Below are 25977 nucleotides of genomic sequence, written 5' to 3' on the forward strand. Positions count from 1 at the left end.
GGGACACGGGACCGGACAGGACCGGACGGGGCCGGCCGCGGTCGGGCCCGATCGGCGGCACGCGGCGCGCCGCCCCGCCCGCCGGTGGCGGACGGGACCGCTCTCAGCGTCCGGCCTGCGGGCTCGCGGTCAGCGGACCAGGCCCCAGCGGAACCCGAGCGCCACGGCGTGCGCCCGGTCCGAGGCGCCCAGCTTCTTGAACAGCCGGCGGGCGTGCGTCTTGACCGTGTCCTCGGAGAGGAAGAGCTCGCGCCCGATCTCCGCGTTGGACCGGCCGTGGCTCATGCCCTCCAGGACCTGGATCTCGCGCGCGGTGAGCGTGGGCGCGGCGCCCATCTCGGCCGAGCGGAGCCGGCGCGGGGCCAGTCGCCAGGTCGGGTCGGCGAGTGCCTGGGTGACCGTGGCCCGCAGTTCGGCGCGCGAGGCGTCCTTGTGCAGATAGCCCCGGGCGCCGGCGGCGACCGCGAGGGCCACGCCGTCCAGGTCCTCGGCGACCGTCAGCATGATGATGCGGGCGCCCGGATCGGCCGAGAGCAGCCGGCGCACCGTCTCCACACCGCCGAGCCCGGGCATCCGTACATCCATCAGAATCAGGTCGGAGCGGTCGGCACCCCAGCGGCGGAGGACTTCCTCGCCGTTGGCAGCCGTCGTCACACGCTCGACGCCGGGCACGGTGGCAACCGCGCGACGGAGCGCCTCTCGGGCAAGCGGGGAGTCGTCGCAGACGAGGACGGAAGTCATGACCGCCCTCCGCAGCTGCTGATGCGCGTCACCTTGAGCCTCCAGGCTGGTACGTATCGTCACCTGTGCGGTCGATGCCCTCGGACACCTGTCCGGGAACTTCTTGGTTCAACCGCCTTCGCACTCTCAACGATGGTCACTCGAAAGAGTTACGGGTCGGACGGACACCTTCGGCACTCTACGTGAGGAAGCGATCACGACGCGGGTGCCACTCACGGTGTGTCCTCCATCTGGAGCTATGCCCTATTTGGCGGCTTTTCTTCCGTTTGGCAGGTGTCTGAGGCTAGATTCCCAATGAGTCATATTTACATCTACTCCGACAGTAGGTGTGGAGACTTGGACCGTATCCGTCTCAGTACCGGCACCAAGAGGACTACCCATGGCAGATTTCTCCCGCCTCCCCGGACCGAACGCCGACCTCTGGGACTGGCAGCTGCTGGCCGCCTGCCGAGGGGTCGACAGCTCCCTCTTCTTCCACCCGGAGGGCGAGCGGGGCGCGGCGAGGAGTGCGCGCGAGGCCTCGGCTAAAGAGGTCTGCATGAGATGCCCGGTGCGCTCGGAATGCGCCGCGCACGCACTGGCCGTCCGCGAGCCCTACGGGGTGTGGGGCGGGCTCACCGAAGACGAACGCGAAGAGCTCATGGGGCGCGCGCGCCATCGCCTGATCCCCGCATCGAGCACGATCGGCCCCATCCCCCCGCACTGATCCACGGGTTCGCCGAAACGTACGAAGGAACGTTTCTTCGACCCGCACGCGAACCGGAACGCCACGCGTTCGGCCGTATCGCCGTGCCGCCGTACGGTCACGGTCAGCGCGTGGCGGCCCGCTCCAGTTCGGCCAGGGTCGCCGCCACGGCCGGCACCCGCGCCAGGTCGGGCAGGGTCAGCGCCACGACCTCCCGCTCCACGGCCGGTTCCACGGCCACCGTGCTCACGCCCTTGGCCCGTACGGACTCCACCGCGAGCTCCGGCAGCACCGCGACGCCCAGCCCGGCGCCGACCAGGCCGACCACGGCCGGGTAGTCGTCGGTCGCGAAGTCGATGCGCGGGGTGAAGCCCACCTCCTCGCACACCTCCACCAGGTGGCGGCGGCAGCGCGGACAGCCCGCGATCCAGGGCTCGTCGGCGAGGTCCGCCATGCCCACCCGCTCGGCCCCGGCCAGCCGGTGCCCGTCCGGCACCAGCCCGACGAGCCGGTCCGTCAGCAACGGCCGCACGACGAGGTCCTCCCACTCGGCGGCCGATCCGGCGGCCCCGCCGTACCGGAAGGCCAGCGCCAGGTCGCAGTCGCCCTCGCGCAGCATCTCCACGGACCGCGGGGGCTCCGCCTCGACCAGCGAGATCCGCGTACCGGGGTGCTCGGCGCGCATCGCGGCCAGCGCGGTCGGCACCAGCGTGGAGCTCCCGCTGGGGAAGGACACCAGCCGGACCCGGCCCGCGCGCAGCCCGGCGATCGCCGCGACCTCCTCCTCGGCGGCGGTCAGCCCGGCGAGGATCCCGGCGGCGTGCCGCACCAGGGCCGTACCGGCCTGGGTCAGCCGCATCTCGCGGCCGGCCCGGATGAGCAGCGGGGTGCCGGCCGACTGCTCCAGCGCCTTCATCTGCTGGGAGACGGCGGGCTGGGTGCACCCGAGCTCGCGGGCGGCGGCGGAGAAGGACCCGGTGCCGGCCACGGCGCGCAGCACCCGGAGATGACGTGCCTCGATCATCCTCCGAGCATAAGCCCAGCTTTGAGCACAGCGTGAATACTCCCGTGCCCCTTTGAGGAAGCTGGACTACCGTGGTCTCCATGGCCTCCATCGCCCCCCTTGCCCCCATGCACGTCCTCTCCGTGAACCTCGGCCGCGCGACGGCCGTCGACCACACCGACGCGCCGGGCGGATTCACCGGCATCGGCAAGCGCCCCGTCCCCGGTCCGGTCCGGGTGTCCGCCCCGGGGCCCAAGGGCATCGGCGGCAGCGGCCTCGAGGGCGACGCCGTCTGCGACCTGCGCCACCACGGCGGGGACCACCAGGCCGTCTACGCCTACGCGCACGAGGACCTGGACTGGTGGGAGGGCGAGCTGGACCGCGAGCTGCCTGCCGGGCTCTTCGGCGAGAACCTCACCACCTCCGGCCTCGACGTGACCGGCGCGCTGCTCGGGGAGCGCTGGGGGATCGGCGCGGGCCTCGTCCTCGAGGTGGCCTCGGCCCGCATCCCGTGCCGGACCTTCCAGGGTGCCCTCGGCGAGACGGCCTGGGTCAAGCGGTACACGCAGGCCGCGCGGCCGGGTGCGTACCTGCGCGTGGTCCAGGAGGGCGCGGTCTCCCCCGGCGACGCCATCGAGGTCATCCACCGCCCGGACCACGATGTGACGGTGGAGCTCTGGTTCCGGGCCTTCACCACGGACCGGTCACTGCTCCCGCGCACGCTGGCGGCGGGCGAGGCGATGGAGCCGCAGGCGCACGACACGGTCCGCGCGTACATGGAGAAGTACGGGACGCAGGACGGGGAGTAGCCCGGCGAGCAACCCGGCAAGTGGCCCGCGAGCAGGGCGAATGTAGCCGGAAGTAGCGGTTCCGCAGCGGGAAGCGACGACGGGCGGCGTGAACCGTCACGAAGGGGTACCGCCCGGCGGGCTCCCCTTGAGCTGTCGTCCAGGGCGGCTAGGTTGCGCCTATGACGACTGCGTTGATTACGGGATCCACGGCGGGCATCGGCGCCGCATTCGCCCGGCGGCTCGCCGCCCAGGGCCACAACCTCGTGCTGGTGGCCCGCGACACGAAGCGGCTCGGCGAGCAGGCCACCGAGCTGCACGACCGGCACGGCATCGAGGCCGAGGTGCTGACCGCCGACCTGTCCACCGACGAGGGCATCGCGGCGGTCGAGCAGCGCCTCGGCGACCGTACGCACCCGGTGGACCTGCTGGTCAACAATGCGGGCTTCGGCAACAAGGGCCGCTACCTCGAGGTCTCCATGGCCGACGAGCTGACCATGCTGAAGGTGCACATCGAGGCCGTCCTGCGGCTGACCTCGGCGGCCACCGAGTCGATGCGCACGCGCGGCCGGGGCGGCGTCGTCAACGTGGCCTCGGTGGCGGCCTTCCTGCCGCGCGGCACGTACGGGGCGAGCAAGGCCTGGGTCGTGCAGTTCACCCAGGGCGCGGCGAAGGACCTGGCGGGATCCGGCGTACGGCTGATGGCGCTGTGCCCCGGCTTCGTACGGACGGAGTTCCACGAGCGCGCCGGCATGGGCACGGACAACATCCCCAACTGGATGTGGCTGGACGCGGACAAGCTGGTGGCCGCGGCCCTGGACGACCTGGCACGCGGCAAGACGGTCTCGATCCCGGATCCGCGGTACAAGGCGCTGATGGGCGTGGTGAAGCTGACGCCGCGCGGGCTGCTGGGCGGGGTGTCCTCGCGTACGGGCCGCAAGTACGGCCCCCAGTAGTCCGAGTGACCGCGAAGTGACCTACGGGTAGGCCGGTCCCGAAACCGGCCGACCGGGTGAAATCTCCCTAAACTGGACGTGTCCGATCCAGCCCGGGAGACGCCATGACATTCGTACAAATAGTCGATTACGAGACCAGCAGGCCCGAGGCCGTCAACGAGGTCTTCGACCGATACCTGGCGCAGACGCAGGGCAAGCGCACCGTGTCCCACACCATGGTGGGCAGGGACCGCGAATCCGACACGCACTTCGTCGACGTCGTCGAATTCCCGTCGTACGAAGACGCCATGAAGAACTCTCATCTCGCGGAGACGGACAAGATGTTCCAGGAGATGGTGGCCCTCTGCGACGGGATGCCCCGGTTCACCAACCTGGACGTCATCCGCGACGAGCACCTCAACACCCTGATCGCGAACCGGATGTTCGACGAGCTCGCGATGAAGGGCGACATGTCCACCGCCGACGAGATCTTCGCGTCGGACTACCGCGACCACGACATCAGCAACCCCATGGACAAGATGGGCCCCGAGGGCATGCGCGAGGACGTGCAGATGTGGCGCAGCGCCTTCGACTTCACCTTCACGCGGGACGCCCAGATGGCGCAGGACGACTACATCACCACCCTGTGGACCTGGACCGGCAAGCACAAGGGCGAGTTCATGGGGATCGCCCCGACCGGCAAGACCTGCACGATGACCGGCACGACGGTCTTCCGCTGCGAGGACGGAAAGATCAAGGAAGGCTGGTGGCACTACGACGCCATGCGCCTGATGAAGGAACTCGGCGCGATGTAGTCGCCCCTCTCGCACGGCCCACCCACGGAAAAGGCCCCGGTCACCACCGCGTTGACGGCGGCGACCGGGGCCCGTTCAGCTACTGACGGGTCAGTGGCTGTGGCCGTGGCCGTGCCCGTGACCGGCGTCGCCCTCGTCATCGGCCGGCTTCTCGACGACCAGGGTCTCGGTCGTGAGCAGCAGGGAGGCGATGGAAGCGGCGTTCTCCAGCGCGGAGCGGGTGACCTTGACCGGGTCGATGACGCCGGCCTTGACCAGGTCGCCGTACTCGCCGGTCGCGGCGTTGAAGCCGTTGCCCTTCTCCAGCTCCGCCACCTTCGCGGTGATGACGTAGCCCTCGAGGCCGGCGTTCTCGGCGATCCAGCGCAGCGGCTCGACGGCGGCGCGGCGGACGACCGCGACACCCGTGCCCTCGTCGCCGGTCAGACCCAGGTTGTCCTCGAGCACCTTCACGGCGTGGACGAGCGCGGAGCCACCGCCGGAGACGATGCCCTCCTCGACCGCGGCGCGGGTCGCCGAGATGGCGTCCTCGAGGCGGTGCTTCTTCTCCTTGAGCTCCACCTCGGTGGCGGCGCCGACCTTGATGACGCAGACGCCGCCGGCGAGCTTCGCCAGGCGCTCCTGCAGCTTCTCGCGGTCCCAGTCCGAGTCCGTGGACTCGATCTCGGCCTTGATCTGGTTGACGCGGCCGAGGACCTCTTCGTGGCTGCCGCCACCGTCGACGATGGTGGTGTCGTCCTTGGAGATGGTCACGCGGCGCGCGGAACCGAGGACGTCCAGACCGGCCTGGTCGAGCTTGAGGCCGACCTCCTCGGCGATGACGGTGGCACCGGTGAGGGTGGCCATGTCCTGGAGCATCGCCTTGCGGCGGTCACCGAAGCCGGGGGCCTTGACGGCGACCGCGTTGAAGGTGCCGCGGATCTTGTTGACGACGAGGGTGGAGAGCGCCTCGCCCTCGACGTCCTCGGCGATGATCAGCAGCGGGCGGGAGCCGCCGGCCTGGATGACCTTCTCGAGCAGGGGCAGGAGGTCCTGGATGGAGGAGACCTTGCCCTGGTTGATCAGGATGTACGGGTCGTCGAGGACGGCCTCCATACGCTCCTGGTCGGTGACCATGTACGGCGAGAGGTAGCCCTTGTCGAAGGCCATGCCCTCGGTGAACTCCAGCTCCAGGCCGAAGGCGTTGGACTCCTCGACGGTGATGACACCGTCCTTGCCGACCTTGTCCATCGCCTCGGCGATGAGCTCGCCGACCTGCTGGTCCTGCGCGGAGAGCGCGGCCACGGCGGCGATGTCGGACTTGTCCTCGATCGGGCGGGCGGTCGCGAGGAGCTCCTCGGACACGGCCTTGACCGCGGCGTCGATGCCCTTCTTCAGGGCGGCCGGGGAGGCACCCGCGGCGACGTTGCGCAGACCCTCGCGGACCAGTGCCTGGGCCAGCACGGTGGCGGTGGTGGTGCCGTCACCCGCGATGTCGTTGGTCTTGGTCGCCACCTCCTTCACGAGCTGCGCGCCCAGGTTCTCGTACGGGTCGTCCAGCTCGACCTCGCGGGCGATGGTGACACCGTCGTTGGTGATGGTGGGGGCGCCGAACTTCTTGTCGATGACGACGTTGCGGCCCTTGGGGCCGATCGTCACCTTGACCGTGTCGGCAAGCTTGTTGACGCCGCGCTCGAGGGCGCGACGGGCGTCCTCGTCGAACTTCAGGATCTTCGCCATGGGAGCGGTTCAGCCCTCTCGAAAACTCGGGTTTAACGAACTGCGCCCCTTGCCGCCCGGCAATCAGCGGGGTGACCAGGGGCGCAGCTCAGCAATACAGGTGACGCGAAATACCGGTGCGTCTTACTTCTCGATGATCGCGAGCACGTCGCGAGCCGAGAGGACGAGGTACTCCTCGCCGCTGTACTTCACTTCGGTGCCGCCGTACTTGCTGTACAGCACGATGTCGCCGACGCTGACGTCCAGCGGGAGACGCTGGCCGTCCTCGAAGCGACCCGGGCCCACGGCGAGGACGACGCCCTCCTGGGGCTTCTCCTTCGCGGTGTCCGGGATGACCAGGCCGGAAGCCGTGGTCTGCTCGGCGTCGAGCGGCTGGACCACGATGCGGTCCTCGAGCGGCTTGATGGCAACCTTGGAGCTGGTGGTCGTCACGATCCGACCTCCCCCTTCGGAGATCTCACGGGGCTAACTGTCTGGGTGGCGACCAGGTGGATCCGTCGTCGCGGGTGCCGGACCTGCCCGTCGCCGTATTGGCACTCACCGGTGGCGAGTGCCAGGTGCGAGACTATTCCGGCGATTAGCACTCGGTCAAGCGGAGTGCCAACACGCTCCGCGAATCCAGCCCCGCCGGCGTTCGAGGCGCGGGGGTCCGGGGGCCGCCCCCGGCAGCGGCGCCGCACCGGCCGCGCCCGCCGTGCGCCCGCCGTGCCCCCGTCACGGGCACCGTGCAGCGGAGGGTGAGCGCGACCGGTATGTGACAGTTGTGGGCGTGCGCATTCTCGTGGTCGAAGACGAAGAAGGCCTCGCCGAGTCCCTGCGGCGCGGCCTCTCCGCCGACGGCCACTGGGTCGACATCGCCCACGACGGCCACCGCGGCCTGGACCTCGCCCGCACCGGCTCGTACGACGCCGTCCTGCTCGACCTGATGCTGCCCGGCCTCAGCGGCTACGAGATCTGCTCCCGCATACGGGCCGACGGCGACCCCACGCCCGTGCTCATGCTGACCGCCAAGGACGGCGAGTACGACGAGGCCGAAGGCCTCGACTCCGGCGCCGACGACTACCTCACCAAGCCGTTCTCGTTCGTGGTCCTGGCCGCCCGCCTGCGCGCCCTCGCCCGCCGGGCGACCGCTGCAACAGCCGCCGCCGGGGCCGCCGGAGGCGCCGGCACGCTCCAGGCCGGCGACCTCGTCCTCGATCCCGCCGGCCGCCGCTGCCGCCGCGGTACGCACGACATCGAGCTCACCGCCCGCGAGCTCGGCGTGCTCGCCTGCCTGATGGAGCGGCCCGGCACGGCCGTTGCCAAGCAGGACATCCTGGACCAGGTCTGGGACACCCCGCACACCATCGACCCGAACATCGTCGAGGTGTACGGTCTCCTCGCTGCGCAAGAAGATCGACGCCCCCTTCGGCCGCCGCTCGATCCGCACCGTCCACGGCACCGGCTACCGGATGGCCCCGGACGGTGGCTAGGACGGCTCGTTCGGAAACGGCTGGATCGGCCCGATCACAAGGCCGGGGAAAGGGTCCGGGCAGTGGGGGCCGGCCCGGCGTGATCCGCAAGACCGGTCCCGGGCCGCTCCGGCGGCGCGCGGCCGTGGCCGCCGCCCTCGCGATGACCGCGGTCCTGGGCGTCGGCGGGCTGTGGCTGTACACGCTGCTGCGGACCAACCTCCTCGACAACACCACCAACCGGACCGAGCTGGCCGCGCGCAAGGTCGCCGCCCAGCTCGACGGCCGCGCCCTCCCGCCCGGCGGCCGGCTGCCCGCGCCGGAGAGCGGGGTGGACCTGGTCCTCGTACGGGACGCGCAGGGACGGACCGTCGCCTCCACCGGGGACCTCGGGGACACCCCCGGCCTCGGCGGCCTGCGCCCGCCCGCATCCGGTGCATCGGGCGCGTCCGGTGCACCGGGTGCATCCGGTGCATCGGGTGCATCCGGCGAGGACTCGCGGTCGGCGGTGCTCCCGCCCGCGCGCCCCGGCGCGGAACGGCGCGCGGTGGTCGTGGTGGATGCGCCGGGGGCGCACGAGGTGTACGCCGTCACCGTGCTCGGCGACGTGGACGACGCGACCCGGGCCATCGCCCTCGGCCTGCTGGCCGGCGCGCCCCCGCTGATCGGCTTCGCGGCGGCCCTGGCCTGGTGGGTGACGGGCCATGCGCTGCGGCCGGTCACCGCGATCCGGACCGGGCTGGCGGCGGTCACCGCCAGCGAGCTGGACCGGCGGGTTCCGGATCCGGGCGGGGCGGACGAGATCGCCGATCTGGCCCGGACCGTCAACGACACGCTCGACCGGCTGGAGCGGTCCGACGCCCGGCAGCGGCAGTTCACCGCCGACGCCTCGCACGAGCTGCGCAATCCGCTGGCCGCGGTCCGGTCCCGGCTGGAGGTGGCCCTGGACCGCCCCGACCGGGAGTCGGTCGCGGCCGCGCTGGCCGATACCGAGCGGCTGCAGCGCATCGCCGCGGACCTGTTGCTGCTGGCCCGCCTGGACGGCGGCCCGGTGCCGGCGCCTCGGACCGAGCCGGTGGACCTGGCGCTGCTGGCCGCGGAGGACCTGGCCCGGCGCCCGTCCCCGCGGGTTCCGCTCCGGCTGGACGCGCCGGCGCCCGTACCGGCGGCCGGGGACCCGGCGCGCCTCGAGCGGGCGCTGGCCAACCTGGTGGACAACGCGCTGCGGCATGCCCGTACGCAGGTCGTCGTACGGGCGGCCGCCGAGTCCGCGGAGTACCCGGGCGGCGCCGGCTGGACGGTGCTGGAGGTCGAGGACGACGGCCCGGGCATCCCGGCGGCGGACCGGGACCGGGTCTTCGAGCGGTTCGTCCGGCTCGACGCGGACCGCGGCCGGGCCGGCGGCGGTACGGGCCTCGGCCTGCCCATCGTCCGCGAGATCGCCCGCGCCCACGGCGGCGAGGCGCGCGCCCTGCCGCCGCGCGCGGGCGGCCCCGGCATCCGCCTGGTCGTGCGCCTGCCGGCGGGCGGGCCCGGATCGGCGACGCGCTCCCGGTCCTGGCGGGCGCCACGCAGAAGCTGAACTCGGCCGGGACCTTCACCGATCCGGTCAAGCTGATGAAGCTGGTCGACGCCGCGAAACAGGACGTGGTGACGGACGAGGGCTGGGACCTGCTGTCGTTCGTGAAGCAGGCGAAGAACCTGTCCGGCGGGAAAGTGGCGTTCACGACACTGCCCGTCGAGCGGTTCGGAAGGAACCATGGCGAGGACATAAACGTCGTAGACGATATGAAGATAAAGCGCCTCATTGCCGAGCAGATCGGACGGGAAGCTTCCGCCTCTGCGGCCGCTCCGAGCCCGAGCGACGCACCGGGGGCGCCTCCGGGACCGGCTGCCGCCGCCCCGGCTCCGACCGCGAGCGGCAGCCCCGCCATCGACGGCGGCGGCATACCGTGCGTGGACTGAGACCCCTCACGACGGCGGGCGCGCGCCGCCGTACCGAGGCGCTGCTCCTCGTCTTCGTCGTCGCCCTCACCGTCTTCGGGCATGCGAGCGCCGGCCTGGCGATGAACGACGAGCTGCCCGCCAGCCTCACCGGTTTCACGATCAGCATGACGCTGCTGGCGCTGGTGGGGCACCTGGGCGTGCGCCGGTTCGCGGCGTACGCGGATCCGCTGATCTTCCCGCTCGCGATGCTGCTGTCCGGGCTGGGGCTGGTGCTGCTGCACCGGCTCGACCAGTCGTACATCGCGCGGTACGGCGGCGAGGCGAACGCGCCCGGGCAGCTGCAGTGGACGGTCATCGGCGTGGCCGCGTGCCTGGCGGTGGTGGCGCTGCTGCGCGACCACCGGCTGCTGCAACGGTTCATCTACATCACGATGGCCGTCGCGCTGGTGCTGCTGATCGCGCCGGCGTTCTTCGGCGCGGACACGTACGGGGCGAAGCGCTGGATCATCCTCTTCGGGTTCTCGCTCCAGCCGGGCGAGTTCGTGAAGATCATGATCTCGGTCTTCTTCGCGGGGTATCTCGTCATCCACCGCGATTCGCTGGCCCTGACGGGGCGGAAGTTCCTGGGCATGCGGCTGCCCCCGATGCGGCAGCTCGGGCCGATCATCACGGTGTGGATCGTGTCGCTGCTGGTGCTGGTCTTCGAACGCGACCTGGGTACGTCGCTGATCTTCTTCGGTGTGTTCGTGGTGATGCTGTACGTCGCCACCGAGCGCACGAGCTGGATCGTGACGGGGCTGTTGATGGCGGGGGTCGGCGCCTTCGTGGTGGGCTCGACGGAACCGCACGTCAAGGGGCGCGTGGCCGCCTGGCTGGAGCCGCTGTCGTACTACTGGAAGGAGCGGCCGCCGGGGGTCATCTCGGACCAGTCCGCGCAGGCGCTGTTCAGCTTCGGGACCGGCGGCATGTCGGGCACGGGGCTGGGGAAGGGCCACCCGGAGCTGATCGGCTTCGCGGGGCGCAGCGACTTCATCCTGACCACGGTGGGCGAGGAGCTCGGGCTGGCCGGGGTCATGGCGGTGCTGATCCTGTACGCACTGCTGGTCCAGCGGGGGCTGCGGATGGCTCTGGGCGCCCGCGACCCGTTCGGGAAGCTGCTGGCGGTGGGCCTGTCGGCGGCGCTGGCGCTGCAGGTCTTCGTGGTGGCGGGCGGCGTGACGGGCCTGATCCCGCTGACCGGCAAGGCGCTGCCGTTCCTGGCGAAGGGCGGCTCGTCCCTCCTGGCCAACTGGATCATGATCGCCCTGCTCATCCGCATCAGCGACAGCGCGGAACGCCAACGCGAGGCGGACGCCCGGGGCCCGGCGGAAACGACGATCACGCCGGTGGTGGCGGCTGGGGCCGCTCGGGCGTGAGGGGTGAGGGTGAGGGGGCGGGGTACGGGGAGTGGTCGGCTCCCTCTCAAGGGCCCATAGGCCCGAACCCGGACCCCGGCAGGGTCAACCTGCACCGGACGGAAATCCGCCGTACGGCGAGCCGGGTCAGAGGTAGTCCTCCAGGCGGCCTATGCGGTAGCCCTGGTCCTGGATGCGCTGGAGCATGCGGGTCGTCATCTGGACCTCCGTCGAGCCCTTGAGTTCCGACGGGCCGCGGAAGTGGGCCAGGATGATGTCACCCGGTTTGAGGGCGGAGCCCTCGGCGTACTGGAAGTTGTTGATCTGCATCGACACGCGCCACAGGACCACCTGCGAAATGCCGCATTCGGCGGCGGCCTTGAGGGTGTCGTCGTTGTAGTTGCCGTACGGCGGGCGGAAGCGGACCGGCTTGGTGCCGAAGCGCTTCTCCAGGCGTTCCTGCTGGCCGCAGATCTCCTTCTTCTGCGCCGCGAAGGGCAGGGTCCGGAGGTTCGGGTGCGTCAGGGTGTGGTTGTTGATCGTGCTGCCGGAGCCGTTGTCGCGGAGCTTCTCGAAGTACCCGTAGTCCGACGAGGCGATGTTGTCCGTCAGGAACATGCTGATCGGCAGCTTGAGGTCGGCCGCCATCTTCAGGAACTCGGGGTCCTTCTCCGCGCCGTCGTCGAAGGTCAGGAAGACGACCTTGTCCGTGGGCGGGACGGGTATTCGGTCCACCACCTGGGCCTTGCCCGGGGCCGCCGGCGCGAGGGAGGGCTTCTGGGGCGGCTTCGGGGCGAACTCCAGAGGGGACTTCAAGCCCCACTTCTTGTATGCCTCGTCCCCGGGCACGGCAGTGGCCGCCGACTGCGACGGAGTCGCCGTCGGCGACTGCTGCGACTCCGTCGTCTTGCGGCCCAGTCTTTCGATCGGGTCCACGCTGTTCCCGCACCCCGTCAGGGACAGCGCGAGCGCGCCGGCCGCCAGCGTTCCGGCCGTCAACCGGCGCGCGTACCTCACAAGTAGTCCTCCAGGCGAGCCACGGCATACCCCTTGTCCGTGACGGTCTTCATGACATGACGGATCATGTCAGGCATCGACCCCTTCCAGTCCTCCCGCCCTCGGAAATGAGTCAGGATGATGTCGCCGGGGTGGAGGTCGCGGTCCCACTCCCGCCAGTCCATGCGGTTCGGGAAGGCCTCGGCGTTCCACAGCGGGACCGCCTTGATGCCGCAGGACTTCGCCGCGCGCAGCGTGTCCTCGTTGTAGTTGCCGTACGGCGGCCGGAAGAGCGTCGGCCGTTTGCCGAACTGCTTCTGGATCGTGTCCTGCTGGCCGCAGATCTCCTCGTGCTGCTCCTCGTACGAGAGGGCCGGCATGTACCGGTGGTTGAGCGTGTGGTTGTTCAGGGTGACGCCGGCGGCCTGCATCTCCTTGAAGTAGGGGTAGCTGTCGCGGACGAGATAGTCGCTGAGGAACGCCGTGTACGGGATCTTCAGCTCCTGCATCATCTTCAGGAACTCGGGGTCCTTCTCCGCGCCGTCGTCGATCGTCAGGAAGACGACCTTGTCCTCCGTGGGGACGGTGGTGAAGACCGGCGGGAGTTCGTCGCCGCCCTCGACCTCGAAGCCCTCGCGGGTGCTGATCTCCGGCTTCGTCTGCGGGGCGGCCGGCGCCATCAGCGGCGGCTTGGCCAGCTTCCACTTCTTCGCCGCGGCGATCCGGGCCTGCCGGGCGGCCTTCAGCTGCTCGGCCGAGCCTGCGACCGCGCCCGCCGCGCCCGCTGCCTCGGCGCCCTTGCCGGCCTTGGTCTTGGCGGGCGTTTCGGAGTCCGCGGAGGAGCCGCAGCCCGTTCCGAGGGCGGCGACCAGCAGTGCGGCCAGTGCCACCCCGACTCGGCCGCGCGGACCCGCCGCGGACCGGTGACCATGGAGCGTCTTATGTTCCTTTTGTCTGACTAGCTGCATAGCAGCGCATCCTGGCATCCGGCACGCACACCGCCCCGCCGACACCGCGAACGGAAGACGACCTTCCATCGAGTGGCCCACACTGACCGACAATGAACCGGTGACCCCCGAAGACTTCGCCGCGCTCCTCACCCCCGAGGGCCGCGCCCTCCTCGACTCCCTGCGCGACTACGACCCGTCCCAGGAGCTCGCCGTCGCCACGCGGCTGCGCCGCGAGCACCCCGCCGCACTGGTCTCCGCCGCGCTCGGGCAGGCCCGGCTGCGGCAGCGCGCGGTGGCGAAGTTCGGCGCCGAGGACGCGTTCCGGATGTACTTCACGTCCGGCGGCGGCGAGATGGCCACCCGCGCCTCGGTGGCCTCGTACCGCGCCGAGCGGCTCGCGGAACTCGGCGTGCGCAGCGTCGCCGACCTGTGCTGCGGCATCGGCGGGGACGCCCTCGCCCTGGCCCGGCTCGGCATCCGCGTGCTGGCCGTGGACCGCGACCCGCTGACCGTCGCCGTCGCCCGCGCCAACGCCGAGACCCTGGGGCTGGCGGAGCTCATCGAGGTCCGCGAGGCGGACGTGGCCGACGTGGACACCTCCGGGTACGACGCCGTCTTCCTCGACCCGGCCCGGCGATCCGGCCGCGGCCGGACATTCGACCCCGAGAGCTACTCGCCGCCGCTGTCGTGGGCCGTCGAGGCCGCCCGTACGGCCAAGTACGCCGCCATCAAGATCGCTCCCGGGATCCCGCACGAGGCCGTGCCGCAGGAGGCCGAAGCCGAGTGGATCTCGGACCAGGGGGACGTGAAGGAGGCCGTGCTGTGGTTCGGGACCGCGCCCGGCACCGTCCGCGCCACCCTGCTGCCCGGCCCGCGCACCCTGCACACCGCCGATCCGCTGCCCGACCCCGAGGCCGGGCCGGTCGGCCGCTACCTCTACGAGCCCGACGGCGCCGTGATCCGCGCCCACCTCGTCGCCGAGGTCGCCGAGCAGCTGGCCGGCCGGCTCATCGACCCGACCATCGCCTACATCACCGCCGACGAGCTGCGCGCGACGCCGTACGCCACCGCGTACGAGATCACCGACGTGCTGCCTTTCGGCCTCAAGAAGCTCAAGGCGCTGCTGCGCGAGCGCGAGGTGGGCATCCTGACCGTGAAGAAGCGCGGTTCGGCCGTCGAGCCCGAGGAACTGCGCAAGAAGGTCAAGCCGCAGGGGCCGCACTCCGCGACCGTCTTCCTCACCCGGGTCGCGGGCGCCCCCTCGATGCTGATCGGCTCGCCGGTCAGCGCACCGCAGTAGCGCCGCCGCGGAAGGCGCGCACCGCCCACCGGTAGTGCGCGCCCGCCTTGCCGAGGCCCAGCAGGCCCGTGATCCAAAGGATCATGCCGAGGCCCATGAAGTACGTGACCTCGCCGTACGTCGTCTCGCCCGGGCGGGCCGACGCCGCGGACCCGAAGGTCACGTACAGCCCGAACACGCCCAGCGCGAAGGAGGCCAGCAGCCACGTCAGGCTCAGGCCGGGGGCGCGGAGCCGGGCGTCGGCGGCCGGATCCCGGTCCGACTCCGCCCAAGCGCACAGCAGTTGACGCACCCGGCGGTCGCGCTTGGCACCCCAGGCGAACCAGAACCCGGCAGGGATCAGCACGCCCGCGCCGAGCACGGCGAAGATGAGGCCGAAAACGTACGCGAACGGGTCGCCGGGCACCTCGAAGGACATCAGGGCCATGCCGATGAAGGACCAGCCGAGCGCGAAGACCGCGGCGACGGTCCAGAGCAGCAGCAACCGCCCCAGGCCCAGGCTGCGCCGGCGCAGGTCCTGCAGGAACCGCGCCCGGTCGGCCCGCACGGTGCTCTCGTCCAGCCAGGCACGCAGGTGGGCGGGAGGCGGCGGAGGCGGCAGGTCACGACGAGGCATGCACATGACGATATCGGCATCCGGCCACAACTCCGGTCCGGAGCCGCTCGAGAGGGCCAGGGGATGTCCGGCCGCGACCGCCGGGCACCCCCTACGTGTCAACTGCCGGTGGTCTCCACCGACTCGAAGCGCCAGCGATGCACCGGACGGGTGATCAGATCGGCGGCGGGCTCCGGGAGTTCGGGCAGCTCCGCCGCCAGGCCCTCGGCGGCCTCCCACCACGTGACGACCAGCACCCGGTCCTGCGGGGCCCGCAGCAGCTCGCGGCGCACCGGCTCGCGCGCCAGCACCTGCGAACGGGCCCACTCCAGCAGCTCGTTGCCCCGCCCGGCGGCGGCCCGGGCCTCCCACATCAGCGCGACGGTGGCCATCAGTACAGGTTGTCCTTGCTCAACTCGTGCACGTGGTCGTGGTCATGGCCGTGAGCTTGGGAGTGCGTGTGGGCGGTGCCCGGAACGTGCGGGTCCGTCACCGGCAGCGAGGAGTCCGCGGACAGGTCCCAGTCCGAGGCCGGCCGGTTCCGCTTGACCATCTCCGCGCCCAGCGCCGCCACCATCGCACCGTTGTCCGTGCACAGCTTCGGCCGCGGCACGCGCAGGATGATCCCTGCGTCGTCGCACCGCTCCTGCGCCAGCGACCGCAGCCGGGAATTGGCCGCCACACCGCCGCCGATCATCAGGTGGTCGACACCCTCGTCCTTGCACGCGCGGATCGCCTTGCGGGTCAGCACGTCCACCACGGCCTCCTGGAAGGACGCCGCCACATCGCGCACCGGCACCTCCTCGCCCGCGTTCCGCTTCGCCTCGATCCAGCGGGCAACCGCCGTCTTGAGCCCGGAGAAGGAGAAGTCGTACGCCGCGTCGCGCGGCCCCGTCAGCCCCCGCGGGAACTTGATCGCCTTCGGGTCGCCCTCGCGCGCGAGCCGGTCGATGACCGGACCGCCGGGGAAGCCCAGCTGCAGCACACGCGCGATCTTGTCGAAGGCCTCGCCCGCCGCGTCGTCGATGGTCGCGCCCAGCGGCCGTACGTCGGAGGTGATGTCCGGGGCGAGCAGCAGCGAGGAGTGCCCGCCGGACACCAGCAGCGCCATGGTCGGCTCCGGCAGCGGCCCGTGCTCCAGCTGGTCGACGCAGATGTGCGAGGCCAGGTGGTTCACCCCGTACAGCGGCTTGCCGAGCGCGTACGCGTACGCCTTGGCCGCCGAGACGCCCACCAGCAGCGCCCCCGCGAGGCCGGGACCCGCGGTGACGGCGATGCCGTCGAGGTCGCGGGCGCTGACCCCGGCCTCCTTCAGGGCGCGCTCGATGGTGGGGACCATCGCCTCCAGGTGCGCCCGGGAGGCCACCTCGGGCACGACGCCGCCGAAGCGCGCGTGCTCGTCGACGCTGGACGCGATCGCGTCCGCCAGCAGGGTGGTGCCGCGGACGACGCCGACGCCGGTCTCGTCGCAGGAGGTCTCGATGCCGAGGACGAGCGGTTCGTCAGCCATTGCTCTCACTGCTCTCAGTGCTCTCAGTCGTTGCTTGTGCGGGGTCGGTCAGGCGCATCACGAGCGCGTCCACGTTGCCGGGCTGGTAGTAGCCCCGCCGGAAGCCGATCGGCTCGAAGCCGAAGCGCTCGTAGAGCTTCTGGGCCCGGGTGTTGTCCACCCGTACCTCCAGCAGCACCTCGGCGCACTCGAACGCGGTGGCGGCGCGCAGCAGGTCGGTGAGGAGCCGGGCGCCGAGCCCGGTCCCCCACTGGTCGCGTGCGGCCGCGATGGTCTGTACGTCGGCCAGGTCGCCGGCGGCGGCCAGCCCGGCGTAGCCGACGAGACGGGCGGTGGTGCCCGCGGCGGAGCCGCTGTCGGAGAAGATCTCGGCGACCACGTAGCGGCGGGTGGCGTGCGGGCCGCGGGCGTGGGCGAGCTCGGACCAGAACATGCCCGCGGACCAGGCGTCCTCGGGGAACAGCTCGTGCTCCAGTTCCAGCACCGGCTCGATGTCCCACCAGCGCATCTCGCGCAGTACTGCGGTCACTGCCGTCACTGCGGGGTGACCACCTTGTAGTTCTTCGGCACCTGCGCGTCGGGCCGGCGCAGGTACAGCGGCGTCGGAGGCAGGAACTCGGCCCCGGCCGCGAGCCGTTCCACCGCCAGGGCGGCGAGGGCGGCGGCGCTCTGGTGCTCGGGGGCCCGCGCGTCGGTGAAGACGTCCGGGTAGAGCAGTGCGCCCTGGCCCACCGCGGGCAGGCCGGCGACCTGCTCGGCGATGTCGGCCGGGCGGTCCACCGCGGGCTCGCCGACGCGGGTGCGCGGGTCTTCGTACCGGGCCCAGTAGACCTCCTTGCGCCGCGCGTCGGTGGCCACGGTGAAGGGGCCCTCGATCCCGGCGGCGCCCGCGGCGTACGCGAGGCCGTCGAGGGTGCACAGACCGTGCACGGGGATGCCGAGCACGGTGGCGAAGGTGGAGGCGGTGACGAGGCCGACGCGCAGCCCGGTGTAGGGGCCGGGTCCCACGCCGACGACGATGCCCGTGAGGGCGTCGAGCTTCAGCCCGGCCTCGGCGAGGACCTTGTCGACGGAGGGCAGCAGGAGCTCCCCGTGGCGGCGGGCGTCGACCTGGTTCGACTCGGCGAGGACGGACTCGCCGTCGTGCAGGGCGACGGTGACGGCGGGCGTGGCGGTATCTACAGCGAGCAAGAGCACGCGAACAGCCTACGACTCCGGGGCCCCGGGCCCTCGCGGCCGGTCGCGGGGCACCCCGGCTGCTACCTTCGACCCAGGTATCGGCCGAGGTCCGAGCCGGGGCACCAAGTGCCCGGCCGGCGCTCGGCGCAGGGGAAGCACGGGAGAGGTGGAGCAAGGTGGCACGCAGCAGCTCGGGAATCGTGGCCGGGCTCACCGTGGTGGCGCTCGCCGCCGTCGGCTTCCTCGGTTACCAGGCCTCTGCGACCGCGCCGGCGCACCCTCCGCAGGCTGCCCCGCCGGCCACGGCGCCCTCCCCCGTCCCGTCCGCCCACGCGGCCGACTCGGCGAAGCCGGCGGCCGTGCCGGCCGAGTCGGGTACGGGCTCGCGCGTCGTGTACTCGGTGAGCCTGAAGCGGGTGTGGCTGGTCGGCGAGAGCGGGCAGGAGCAGAAGTCGTTCCCGGTCAAGCCGAGCACGGCGCACCCGAAGCCGGGCACGTACCTGGTGAACTCGCGCTCGGGCGCGGTCACCGGCTCGGACGGGGTGCCGATCGAGCACGTCGTACGGTTCGCCACGGCGGACGGCGTCGTGGTCGGGTTCAGCTCCCGGGTGGACGGCCAGACGCCGGAGCCCGACCCGAACAAGAAGACCGGCGGCATCCGCATGACGCGGACCGACGGCGATGCGATGTGGGCCTTCGCGACGATCAACTCGAAGGTCGTCGTCGTCCCCTGACGCCCTGCCCCCGACCGGGGAGCCCACGCGGATTCACCCGTACGGGCTACCTGACGTGCGGGCCACCGCGCATTGCGAGCCACTGCGCATTGCGCCTCTCAGGCCGCCTCGGACTCCGGGGCGGCCTGTTCGCGTACGTCGGCCACGTCGGCGCAGGTGCCTTCGGGTGCGTCCGGGGCGTGCTCCGGCGCGGGTGGCGTCGAGACCGCCGTGGCGGCCGCGCCGGCGGCGAGCAGCGCCCCCATGGACACGACGGACGAGCGGGGGTCGCGCTGCACTCCTGCTGCGGACATGGCTGCCTCCTGGCCCGGGCCGGCCCGTACTTAGGTAGGCCTAACCAGCCCTCTGTACCATGTCACCACGTGCGACTCCATCGGCGCAATATCTTGCCGACGAGTTGTCGGTACGTTTTCCCGCGGTGCCCCTCGGCCGCCCCTCGCGGTGCCCCTCGGCTGCCGTCGGCTCAGCGCACCGGGGCCAGCGCCGCCAGTGCGCCCGGCCCGGACCAGCGCGACCCGATCCCGCGCACCGAGACCTCCCGTACGTCGTCCAGGACCTCCTCGTGGCCGACCGCCCGGGCGATCACCACGTGCAGCCGGTCGTCGGAGAGCTCCTCGACCTTGCCGTCGCCCCATTCCACGACGACCACGGACTCGGGCAGCGAGACGTCGAGGTCCAGGTCCTCCATCTCGTCCAGCCCGCCGCCGAGCCGGTACGCGTCCACGTGCACCAGCGCCGGCCCGCCGCGCAGCGAGGGGTGCACCCGGGCGATCACGAAGGTCGGCGAGGTCACGGCGCCCCGGACGCCCAGCCCCTCGCCCAGGCCCCGGGTCAGCGTGGTCTTGCCCGCGCCGAGCTCCCCGGTCAGCAGGACGAGGTCGCCCGGGCGGAGCAGGCCGGCGAGGGTGCGGCCCAGCTCCTGCATGGCCTCGGGCGAGTCGACGGTGATGCGCGCCTCGGCGTCGGCCGTCTCAGTTCCCTGCTGCGGTGCCTGACTGTGCAGTGCTCGTGGCGCTTCCAGCGGTACTTCTTCCATGCCCGCCAACGTTAGTCGCTGCGGGCACCGCACCGGTGCGCGCCAGCAGGTCGGTGAGCAGCCCGGTCACCGTCTCGGGGTACTCCAGCATCATCAGATGGCCGGCGGACTCCAGGACCACGAGCTCCGCGGCCGGCAGTGCGTCCTTGATGGCCTGGCTGTGCGCGGCCGGGGTGACCATGTCGCGGTCGCCGGCGATGACGGTGACGGGGATGTCGGCGAACCGCTGGAGGGCGGCGCTCTTGTCGTGGATCTGGAAGGCCGGGTAGAACTCGGCGACCACGTCGATCGGGGTGGCCTCGATGAGCCGCTCGGCGAAGCGCGCGACACCCGGGTCCACTTGGCGGGGGGCGCCGAACGAGTACATCTTGATCATGCCCGCGAAGAGGTCTGCGGTGGCCCGGCGGCCCTTCTCCACAAGCTCCACCTGCGAGCCGAGCACCTTGAGCACGGGCGGCAGGATGCGGCGCACGGCGCCCATGCCGACCGAGGGCAGCCCGTACGTCACCTGGTCGAGGTGCCCGCCGGAGGTGCCGACGAGGGCGACGCCGATCACCCGGTCGCGGATGAGTTCGGGGAACTGCTCGGCCAGCGCCATGATCGTCATGCCGCCCATCGAGTGACCCACGAGGATCAGCGGGCCCTCGGGCGCGGCGGCGTCGATGACGGCCTTCAGGTCGCGGCCGAGCTGGTCGATGGTCACGCGCTCGCCGTCGGCCTGGGAGAACCCGCGCGCGCTGCGGCCGTGGCTGCGCTGGTCCCAGTACACGGCGCGGACCAGTCCGCGCAGGGCGGCGCGCTGGAAGTGCCAGGAGTCCTGGCCGAGGCAGTAGCCGTGGCAGAACACGACGGTCGGGGCGGCCGGCTCCTTGCGGCGCAGCCGGGGCCGCTTCTTCGGGCCCTCGGACGGCTCGTCGACCTCGTAGTAGATCTCGGTGCCGTCCTCGGCGTAGCAGGCTCCGGCGGTGCCGCGCAGGGAGCCGTAGTCCCCGGTGGCGTCGAGCGCGAGGCGCGCCTTGCGTCGCATGCCGCGTCCGACCGTGATCCGTTCGACCGCGACGCCGGCTGCCGCGCCTGCGGCTATCACGCCGATCGCGGCACCTGCCCAGCCGGCTTTGCGCCAGTTCTCGCTCACGCCGTCCTCACGCTCACGTCGTCCTCACTCAGCCTCAGCCGTTGCGGTAGACCCGAGGAACGCGCACCCCGATACGGGTGACGATCTCATAGGCGATGGTGTCTGCTGCTCGAGCCCAGTCCTCGGCGGTGGGCTCGCCGTGCTCGCCGCTGCCGAAGATGACGGCCTCGTCCCCGGCGCGTACCAGGTCACTGCCCAGGTCGACGACGAACTGGTCCATCGCGACGCGCCCGGCCACGCGGCGGACCTTCCCGCCGACGGAGACCGGCCCGCGGCCCGAGGCGTGGCGGGGGATGCCGTCGGCGTATCCGGCGGGGATGAGGGCGAGATTCGTCTCGGCCTCGGTGACGTAGTGGTGCCCGTAGCTCACCCCGTGGCCCGGGGGCACGGCCTTGACCAGCGCCACGGAGGCCTTGAGGGTCATGGCGGGCCGCAGGCCCAGCTCCTGGGAGGTGCCGAGCTCGGGGGCGGGGGACACGCCGTAGACGGCGAGGCCGCAGCGCACGAGGTCGTAGTGGCTCTCGGGCAGCGTCAGCGTCGCGGGCGAGTTGGCGATGTGCCGGACCTCGGGCCGGGCGCCCTCCTTCTCGGCGTACGCCAGCATGTCGCGGAACGCCGTCAGCTGGAGCGCGATGGAGGGGTGGCCGGGTTCGTCGGCGCAGGCGAAGTGGGACCAGACGCCGGTGATCTTGACGGTGCCCTCGGCCTGGGCGGCGACGGCCGCTCCGACGAGCTCCGCCCAGTCGGCGGGCTGGCAGCCGTTGCGGCCGAGGCCGGTGTCGGCCTTGAGCTGGATCCTGGCCCGGCGGCCGGCGGCGTGCGCGGCCTTGCGTACTTCGTCGAGGGCCCACATCCCGCTGACGGAGATGTCCAGGTCGGCCTCGACGGCCGCCTGCCAGGGGCCGCCGGGGGTCCACAGCCAGCACATGACCGGCCCGCCGATCCCGGCGGCGCGCAGCGCGAGCGCCTCCTCGGGGGTGGCTGTGCCGAGCCACGTGGCACCGGCCTCCTGAGCCGCGCGGGCGCAGGGGATCGCGCCGTGGCCATAGGCGTCCGCCTTGACGACGGCCATCAACTCGGCCCCGGGCGCCCGCTCGCGCAGTGCGCGTACGTTCGCCCGTACGGCGTCAAGATCGATCTCGGCGTACACGCGCGTCGGTGTCTCGTTCATCGCCCCCAGTCTCTCAGAGCCCGGCCCCGGCCTGCGCGACCGCCGTCCCGACCCTGCACACCGGGATGTCTCACCCCTGTTGGGACCACTCCGGTGGCGCCGCGGGTCCGCATACCGACCTCGCGGAGCGGGGGCCGTCCGGGTGGGGCCGGGGCGTCACGGGCTCTGGATGCTGCGCCAGGCCTCCGGGAGGGATTCCGCGATCTGCTGGGCGAGGAGCGGGGCTCCGGAGGCGGCCCGGCGCCCCGCCAGGCCGTGGAGGTACGCCGCGACCGAAGCGGCGTCGACCGCCGGCAGGCCCGAGGCCAGCAGGGAGCCGGCCAGGCCCGACAGGACGTCACCACTGCCTGCCGTCGCCAGCCACGCCGTTCCCGTCGGGTTGACCCGGACCGGGCCGCCGCCGCGGGACACCAGCGTCGTCGACCCCTTCAGCAGGGCCGTCGCCCCGTACCGCGCCGCCAGCGACCGTACGGACGACAGCCGGGCCGACTCCACCGCCTCCCGGGGCATCCCCAGCAGCGCCGCCGCCTCCCCCGCGTGCGGGGTCAGCAGCGTCTCGGCCGGCCGGGCCCGCAGCACCTCCGGGTCCAGCCCGCGCAGCCCGTCCGCGTCCACCAGCACCGGCACCGGGTCGGCCAGGACCTCCGCGACCTCCGCCGCGCGGCTCTCCCCCAGCCCCGGCCCGACCACCCACGCCTGCACCCGGCCCCGCCCGATCAGCGTCTCGGGGTACCGCGCCAGCACCGCGTCCGCCGCCGGCCCGACGTACCGCACGGCGCCCGCGCCGCCCCGCAGCGCCCCGGCGACGGCGAGCACCGCCGCGCCCGGGTACTGCGCCGACCCGGCGACGATGCCGACCACGCCCCGGCGGTACTTGTCGCTCGACGCCGTCGGAGCTGGCAGCAGCGCCGCGACATCGGCGTGCTGCAACGCCTCCGCGTCCGGGTCCGGGAGCGACAGCCCGATGTCCACCAGGTGCAGCGCGCCCGTGCGCGAAGCCCCCGGGTCGATGAGCAGCCCCGGCTTGTACGCCCCGAAGGTCACCGTGACATCGGCCCGGACGGCCGGCCCGGCCACCTCCCCGGTGTCCGCGTCGACCCCGCTCGGCAGGTCCACCGCGACCACGACCGCCCCGGCCGGGATCTGCTCCACCAGCGCCGCCGCGGCCGGCCGCAGCCCGCCGCGCCCGCCGATGCCGACGAGCCCGTCCAGTACGAGATCCGCCCGGCCGGGAACGCCCGGCGCGACCCGGCCCCCGGCGGCCAGCAGCGCCCGCAGCCCGCCCGCGTGCACCCGCTCCGGATCCATCGGCACCGCCGTCACCCCGGCGCCGCGCCGGGCCAGCCGGGCGCCCGCGTACAGGGCGTCACCGCCGTTGTCCCCGGGCCCGACGAGCAGGACGACACGCGCCCCGTACACCCGGCGCAGCAGGCCCGCGCACACGGCGGCCAGTCCGGCCGCCGCCCGCTGCATCAGGGCGCCCTCCGGCAGCCGGGCCATCAACTCCCGCTCGGCGGCCCGTACGGTCTCCACGCTGTAAGCAGTACGCATGCCACCAGCGTGCCCGAAAAGCCGGCCCTGCCCGTCGCTATCCTTCGGCGATCACCACGGCCGAGGCGACACCCGCGTCGTGGCTCAGGGAGATGTGCCAGGACTTCACGCCCAGCGCCAGCGCCCTGGCCTCGACCGTCCCCGACACCCGCAGCCGCGGCTGCCCGGTCTCCTCGACGTACACCTCGGCGTCGGTCCACAGCATCCCGCCGGGCGCGCCGAGCGCCTTGGCGAGGGCCTCCTTGGCCGCGAACCGGGCGGCGAGCGAGGCGATCCCGCGCCGTTCGCCGCTCGGCAACGTCAACTCCGAGTCGACGAACAGCCGTTGAGCCATGTTCGGGGTGCGCGCCAGCGCCTCACCGAACCGCTCGATCTCGGCAACGTCGATCCCCACACCGATAATCACAACGCCAACTCGCTTCGCTCACTCGCTGCGCTCACTCCACCGTCACGGACTTCGCGAGATTACGCGGCTGGTCCACCTCGTTGCCCCGCGCCGTCGCGAGCTCGCAGGCGAAGACCTGCAGCGGCACCGTCGCCACCAGCGGCTGCAGCAGCGTCGGCGTCGCCGGGATGCGGATCAGGTGGTCGGCGTACGGGACGACCGCATCGTCGCCCTCCTCCGCGATCACGATGGTCCGCGCCCCGCGCGCCCGGATCTCCTGGATGTTCGACACGATCTTGTCGTGGAGCACGGAGCGCCCTCGGGGCGACGGCACGACCACCACCACCGGCAGGTCCTTCTCGATCAGCGCGATCGGCCCGTGCTTGAGCTCGCCCGCTGCGAAGCCCTCGGCGTGCATGTACGCCAGCTCCTTGAGCTTGAGCGCGCCCTCCAGGGCCACGGGGTACCCGACGTGCCGCCCGAGGAACAGCACGGTGTTCTTGTCCGCCAGCGACCGCGCCAGCTCCCGTACCGGCTCCATGGTCTCCAGTACGGTGTCCACGGCCGCGGCGATGTCGGACAGCTCGCGGATCACCGTCCCGATCTCGTCGCCCCACTTCGTACCCCGTACCTGCCCGAGGTACAGCGCGACCAGATAGCAGGCCACCAGCTGCGTCAGGAACGCCTTGGTCGAGGCGACGGCCACCTCGGGACCGGCGTGCGTGTACAGCACCGCATCCGATTCGCGCGGGATCGTCGACCCGTTCGTATTGCAGATGGCCAGCACCCTGGCGCCCTGCTCGCGCGCGTGCCGCAGCGCCATCAGGGTGTCCATGGTCTCGCCGCTCTGCGAGATCGCGACCACCAGCGTCCGCTGGTCCAGGATCGGGTCGCGGTAGCGGAACTCGCTCGCCAGCTCCGTCTCGCACGGGATGCGGGTCCAGTGCTCGATGGCCAGCTTCGCGATCATGCCCGCGTGGTACGCCGTACCGCACGCCACGATCACGACCTTGTCGACCTCCCTGAGCACCGAGACGGGGATGCGCACCTCGTCCAGGGTCAGCGAGCCGCTCGCGTCGATCCTGCCCAGGAGGGTGTCGGCGACAGCCTTCGGCTGCTCGGCGATCTCCTTGAGCATGAAGTAGTCATACCCCCCCTTCTCGGCCGCCGAGGCGTCCCAGTCGACGTGGTACGCCCGCACGGATGCGGGCGCACCGGCGAAGTCGGTCACCGTGACCCCGTCGCGGCGGAGTTCGACGACCTGGTCCTGCCCCAGCTCGATCGCGGACCGGGTGTGGGCGATGAACGCGGCCACGTCCGAGGCGAGGAAGTTCTCACCTTCCCCAACGCCCACCACCAGGGGGGAGTTCCGGCGCGCCCCGACCACCACGTCCGGCGCGTCGGCGTGCACCGCGACCAGCGTGAACGCACCCTCCAGCCGCCGGCACACCTGCCGCATGGCCTCCGCGAGATCCCCGCCGGCCTCGAACCGCTCCGCAAGCAGGTGCGCGACGACCTCGGTGTCCGTCTCGGACTCCAGCCGGTGCCCGCGCTCGGCCAGTTCGGCGCGCAGCGCGGCGAAGTTCTCGATGATGCCGTTGTGCACGACGGCCACCCGGCCCGCGTTGTCCAGGTGCGGGTGCGCGTTGGCGTCGGTGGGCCCGCCGTGGGTGGCCCAGCGGGTGTGCCCGAGTCCCGTGGAACCGGCCGGCAGCGGGTGCCCGACCAGCTCCTTCTCCAGATTGACCAGCCTCCCGGCCTTCTTGGCGGCGACGAGCCCCCCGTCGGCGAGCACGGCGACGCCCGCCGAGTCGTAGCCGCGGTACTCGAGCCGCTTGAGTCCGGCGATGACCACATCGAGCGCCGACTGCGCTCCCACGTAACCCACAATTCCGCACATACGGCGCAGCGTACGCGGAACCTTGCCGCCTGCCCCGTACCTGAACAAGACGAAAAA

At 72.1% G+C, this 25977-nt stretch carries 27 protein-coding genes and 1 pseudogene; 10 read left to right on the top strand and 18 right to left on the bottom strand.

What is annotated here, in order from left to right; translation table 11 throughout:
* Positions 1-129: 129 nt before the first annotated feature.
* A complete protein-coding gene (locus tag OHT74_RS15505; protein ID WP_003948568.1) occupies positions 130-741 on the bottom strand; it encodes a response regulator transcription factor in 612 nt (203 codons plus the stop codon).
* 379 nt (positions 742-1120) lie between these two features.
* Between OHT74_RS15505 and OHT74_RS15510 the strand changes: the two genes are divergently transcribed.
* A complete protein-coding gene (locus OHT74_RS15510; protein ID WP_053786417.1) occupies positions 1121-1447 on the top strand; it encodes a WhiB family transcriptional regulator in 327 nt (108 codons plus the stop codon).
* A 103-nt stretch (positions 1448-1550) separates the two neighbouring features.
* Here OHT74_RS15510 and OHT74_RS15515 read toward each other — a convergent pair whose 3' ends face one another.
* Positions 1551-2450 carry a LysR family transcriptional regulator gene (locus tag OHT74_RS15515; RefSeq protein ID WP_328620531.1) on the bottom strand — a complete coding sequence of 300 codons (900 nt, stop codon included), beginning with the start codon at positions 2448-2450 and terminating at the stop codon, positions 1551-1553.
* A 107-nt stretch (positions 2451-2557) separates the two neighbouring features.
* On the opposite strand from OHT74_RS15515, the gene OHT74_RS15520 reads away from it, so the two are divergent.
* The 3 genes from OHT74_RS15520 to OHT74_RS15530 all read left to right on the top strand — a co-directional run bounded on the left by OHT74_RS15520 (position 2558) and on the right by OHT74_RS15530 (position 4967).
* Positions 2558-3238 carry an MOSC domain-containing protein gene (locus tag OHT74_RS15520; RefSeq protein ID WP_328623325.1) on the top strand — a complete coding sequence of 227 codons (681 nt, stop codon included), beginning with the start codon at positions 2558-2560 and terminating at the stop codon, positions 3236-3238.
* A 161-nt stretch (positions 3239-3399) separates the two neighbouring features.
* Positions 3400-4173 (top strand): SDR family NAD(P)-dependent oxidoreductase, encoded by a 774-nt coding sequence (locus tag OHT74_RS15525; RefSeq protein ID WP_266664663.1) that lies wholly within the window; start codon positions 3400-3402, stop codon positions 4171-4173.
* Between the two features lie 104 nt (positions 4174-4277).
* A complete protein-coding gene (locus OHT74_RS15530) occupies positions 4278-4967 on the top strand; it encodes an ester cyclase (protein ID WP_266664665.1) in 690 nt (229 codons plus the stop codon).
* Between the two features lie 90 nt (positions 4968-5057).
* Here the strand turns inward: OHT74_RS15530 and groL are convergent, their stop codons facing one another.
* Complete coding sequence (gene groL / locus OHT74_RS15535; protein ID WP_266664667.1) at positions 5058-6686, bottom strand: chaperonin GroEL; 1629 nt, start codon at positions 6684-6686, stop codon at positions 5058-5060.
* 123 nt (positions 6687-6809) lie between these two features.
* The gene (groES, locus tag OHT74_RS15540; protein ID WP_030154760.1) at positions 6810-7118 is read right to left on the bottom strand and encodes a co-chaperone GroES; all 309 of its coding nucleotides are present in this window, start codon (positions 7116-7118) and stop codon (positions 6810-6812) included.
* Positions 7119-7455: 337 nt separating this feature from the next.
* On the opposite strand from groES, the pseudogene OHT74_RS15545 reads away from it, so the two are divergent.
* From OHT74_RS15545 to OHT74_RS15560, 4 genes and pseudogenes are all read left to right on the top strand, one after another.
* Positions 7456-8158: pseudogene (locus OHT74_RS15545) on the top strand (response regulator transcription factor).
* A 79-nt stretch (positions 8159-8237) separates the two neighbouring features.
* The gene (locus OHT74_RS15550; protein ID WP_328620532.1) at positions 8238-9719 is read left to right on the top strand and encodes a sensor histidine kinase; all 1482 of its coding nucleotides are present in this window, start codon (positions 8238-8240) and stop codon (positions 9717-9719) included.
* A gap of 35 nt (positions 9720-9754) precedes the next feature.
* The gene (locus OHT74_RS15555; protein WP_328620533.1) at positions 9755-10102 is read left to right on the top strand and encodes a hypothetical protein; all 348 of its coding nucleotides are present in this window, start codon (positions 9755-9757) and stop codon (positions 10100-10102) included.
* Positions 10090-11499 (top strand): FtsW/RodA/SpoVE family cell cycle protein, encoded by a 1410-nt coding sequence (locus tag OHT74_RS15560; protein WP_328620534.1) that lies wholly within the window; start codon positions 10090-10092, stop codon positions 11497-11499. The genes OHT74_RS15555 and OHT74_RS15560 overlap by 13 nt, the downstream gene beginning before the upstream one ends.
* A gap of 126 nt (positions 11500-11625) precedes the next feature.
* Here the strand turns inward: OHT74_RS15560 and OHT74_RS15565 are convergent, their stop codons facing one another.
* The gene (locus OHT74_RS15565; RefSeq protein ID WP_328620535.1) at positions 11626-12477 is read right to left on the bottom strand and encodes a polysaccharide deacetylase family protein; all 852 of its coding nucleotides are present in this window, start codon (positions 12475-12477) and stop codon (positions 11626-11628) included.
* A gap of 14 nt (positions 12478-12491) precedes the next feature.
* Positions 12492-13442 carry a polysaccharide deacetylase family protein gene (locus OHT74_RS15570; protein WP_443047405.1) on the bottom strand — a complete coding sequence of 317 codons (951 nt, stop codon included), beginning with the start codon at positions 13440-13442 and terminating at the stop codon, positions 12492-12494.
* 100 nt (positions 13443-13542) lie between these two features.
* Between OHT74_RS15570 and OHT74_RS15575 the strand changes: the two genes are divergently transcribed.
* Positions 13543-14724, top strand: a complete 1182-nt coding sequence (locus OHT74_RS15575) for a class I SAM-dependent methyltransferase (RefSeq protein ID WP_266664682.1) — start codon at positions 13543-13545, stop codon at positions 14722-14724.
* Here OHT74_RS15575 and OHT74_RS15580 read toward each other — a convergent pair.
* From OHT74_RS15580 to tsaB, 5 genes are all read right to left on the bottom strand, one after another.
* Positions 14708-15340 (bottom strand): hypothetical protein, encoded by a 633-nt coding sequence (locus tag OHT74_RS15580; RefSeq protein ID WP_266664684.1) that lies wholly within the window; start codon positions 15338-15340, stop codon positions 14708-14710. The two genes, OHT74_RS15575 and OHT74_RS15580, sit on opposite strands and share 17 nt — an antisense overlap.
* Positions 15341-15438: 98 nt before the next feature.
* Entirely contained in the window at positions 15439-15711 is a 273-nt protein-coding gene (locus tag OHT74_RS15585; RefSeq protein WP_328620537.1) for a hypothetical protein, read from the bottom strand.
* A complete protein-coding gene (gene tsaD / locus OHT74_RS15590) occupies positions 15711-16829 on the bottom strand; it encodes a tRNA (adenosine(37)-N6)-threonylcarbamoyltransferase complex transferase subunit TsaD (RefSeq protein WP_328620538.1) in 1119 nt (372 codons plus the stop codon). Before tsaD ends, OHT74_RS15585 begins: the two co-directional genes overlap by 1 nt.
* Positions 16822-17367, bottom strand: a complete 546-nt coding sequence (gene rimI / locus OHT74_RS15595; protein WP_266664690.1) for a ribosomal protein S18-alanine N-acetyltransferase — start codon at positions 17365-17367, stop codon at positions 16822-16824. Before rimI ends, tsaD begins: the two co-directional genes overlap by 8 nt.
* Positions 17364-18026: a tRNA (adenosine(37)-N6)-threonylcarbamoyltransferase complex dimerization subunit type 1 TsaB gene (tsaB, locus tag OHT74_RS15600; RefSeq protein ID WP_266664692.1), complete on the bottom strand. Its 663-nt coding sequence runs from the start codon at positions 18024-18026 to the stop codon at positions 17364-17366. Before tsaB ends, rimI begins: the two co-directional genes overlap by 4 nt.
* Before the next feature lie 158 nt (positions 18027-18184).
* On the opposite strand from tsaB, the gene OHT74_RS15605 reads away from it, so the two are divergent.
* Positions 18185-18742 carry a hypothetical protein gene (locus tag OHT74_RS15605; RefSeq protein WP_266996582.1) on the top strand — a complete coding sequence of 186 codons (558 nt, stop codon included), beginning with the start codon at positions 18185-18187 and terminating at the stop codon, positions 18740-18742.
* A 98-nt stretch (positions 18743-18840) separates the two neighbouring features.
* Here OHT74_RS15605 and OHT74_RS15610 read toward each other — a convergent pair whose 3' ends face one another.
* From OHT74_RS15610 to glmS, 7 genes are all read right to left on the bottom strand, one after another.
* Positions 18841-19035 carry a hypothetical protein gene (locus OHT74_RS15610; RefSeq protein WP_328620539.1) on the bottom strand — a complete coding sequence of 65 codons (195 nt, stop codon included), beginning with the start codon at positions 19033-19035 and terminating at the stop codon, positions 18841-18843.
* A 170-nt stretch (positions 19036-19205) separates the two neighbouring features.
* Complete coding sequence (tsaE, locus tag OHT74_RS15615) at positions 19206-19778, bottom strand: tRNA (adenosine(37)-N6)-threonylcarbamoyltransferase complex ATPase subunit type 1 TsaE (RefSeq protein ID WP_266664696.1); 573 nt, start codon at positions 19776-19778, stop codon at positions 19206-19208.
* Positions 19714-20913 (bottom strand): alpha/beta fold hydrolase, encoded by a 1200-nt coding sequence (locus tag OHT74_RS15620; RefSeq protein WP_328620540.1) that lies wholly within the window; start codon positions 20911-20913, stop codon positions 19714-19716. Before OHT74_RS15620 ends, tsaE begins: the two co-directional genes overlap by 65 nt.
* 34 nt (positions 20914-20947) lie before the next feature.
* On the bottom strand, positions 20948-22084 hold the full coding sequence (gene alr / locus OHT74_RS15625; protein ID WP_266664700.1) for an alanine racemase: 1137 nt from the start codon (positions 22082-22084) through the stop codon (positions 20948-20950).
* Between the two features lie 156 nt (positions 22085-22240).
* Positions 22241-23635, bottom strand: coding sequence for an NAD(P)H-hydrate dehydratase (locus OHT74_RS15630; RefSeq protein WP_328620541.1), 1395 nt, complete (start codon positions 23633-23635; stop codon positions 22241-22243).
* A gap of 37 nt (positions 23636-23672) precedes the next feature.
* Entirely contained in the window at positions 23673-24041 is a 369-nt protein-coding gene (locus tag OHT74_RS15635; protein ID WP_266664704.1) for a holo-ACP synthase, read from the bottom strand.
* Positions 24042-24072: 31 nt separating this feature from the next.
* On the bottom strand, positions 24073-25920 hold the full coding sequence (gene glmS / locus OHT74_RS15640; RefSeq protein ID WP_328620542.1) for a glutamine--fructose-6-phosphate transaminase (isomerizing): 1848 nt from the start codon (positions 25918-25920) through the stop codon (positions 24073-24075).
* Between the last annotated feature and the right edge of the window lie 57 nt (positions 25921-25977).

This window comes from Streptomyces sp. NBC_00354 (genome assembly GCF_036106915.1).
GTDB lineage: Bacteria > Actinomycetota > Actinomycetes > Streptomycetales > Streptomycetaceae > Streptomyces.

Excerpts from the sequence above, each read along its gene's own strand:
- OHT74_RS15505 (WP_003948568.1), bottom strand. The coding sequence starts at position 741 with ATGACTTCCGTCCTCGTCTGCGACGACTCCCCGCTTGCCCGAGAGGCG.
- OHT74_RS15510 (WP_053786417.1), top strand. The coding sequence starts at position 1,121 with ATGGCAGATTTCTCCCGCCTCCCCGGACCGAACGCCGACCTCTGGGAC.
- OHT74_RS15515 (WP_328620531.1), bottom strand. The coding sequence starts at position 2,450 with ATGATCGAGGCACGTCATCTCCGGGTGCTGCGCGCCGTGGCCGGCACC.
- OHT74_RS15520 (WP_328623325.1), top strand. The coding sequence starts at position 2,558 with ATGCACGTCCTCTCCGTGAACCTCGGCCGCGCGACGGCCGTCGACCAC.
- OHT74_RS15525 (WP_266664663.1), top strand. The coding sequence starts at position 3,400 with ATGACGACTGCGTTGATTACGGGATCCACGGCGGGCATCGGCGCCGCA.
- OHT74_RS15530 (WP_266664665.1), top strand. The coding sequence starts at position 4,278 with ATGACATTCGTACAAATAGTCGATTACGAGACCAGCAGGCCCGAGGCC.
- groL (WP_266664667.1), bottom strand. The coding sequence starts at position 6,686 with ATGGCGAAGATCCTGAAGTTCGACGAGGACGCCCGTCGCGCCCTCGAG.
- OHT74_RS15555 (WP_328620533.1), top strand. The coding sequence starts at position 9,755 with ATGAAGCTGGTCGACGCCGCGAAACAGGACGTGGTGACGGACGAGGGC.
- OHT74_RS15570 (WP_443047405.1), bottom strand. The coding sequence starts at position 13,442 with ATGCAGCTAGTCAGACAAAAGGAACATAAGACGCTCCATGGTCACCGG.
- OHT74_RS15580 (WP_266664684.1), bottom strand. The coding sequence starts at position 15,340 with ATGCCTCGTCGTGACCTGCCGCCTCCGCCGCCTCCCGCCCACCTGCGT.
- OHT74_RS15585 (WP_328620537.1), bottom strand. The coding sequence starts at position 15,711 with ATGGCCACCGTCGCGCTGATGTGGGAGGCCCGGGCCGCCGCCGGGCGG.
- tsaD (WP_328620538.1), bottom strand. The coding sequence starts at position 16,829 with ATGGCTGACGAACCGCTCGTCCTCGGCATCGAGACCTCCTGCGACGAG.
- OHT74_RS15610 (WP_328620539.1), bottom strand. The coding sequence starts at position 19,035 with ATGTCCGCAGCAGGAGTGCAGCGCGACCCCCGCTCGTCCGTCGTGTCC.
- tsaE (WP_266664696.1), bottom strand. The coding sequence starts at position 19,778 with ATGGAAGAAGTACCGCTGGAAGCGCCACGAGCACTGCACAGTCAGGCA.
- alr (WP_266664700.1), bottom strand. The coding sequence starts at position 22,084 with ATGAACGAGACACCGACGCGCGTGTACGCCGAGATCGATCTTGACGCC.
- OHT74_RS15630 (WP_328620541.1), bottom strand. The coding sequence starts at position 23,635 with ATGCGTACTGCTTACAGCGTGGAGACCGTACGGGCCGCCGAGCGGGAG.
- glmS (WP_328620542.1), bottom strand. The coding sequence starts at position 25,920 with ATGTGCGGAATTGTGGGTTACGTGGGAGCGCAGTCGGCGCTCGATGTG.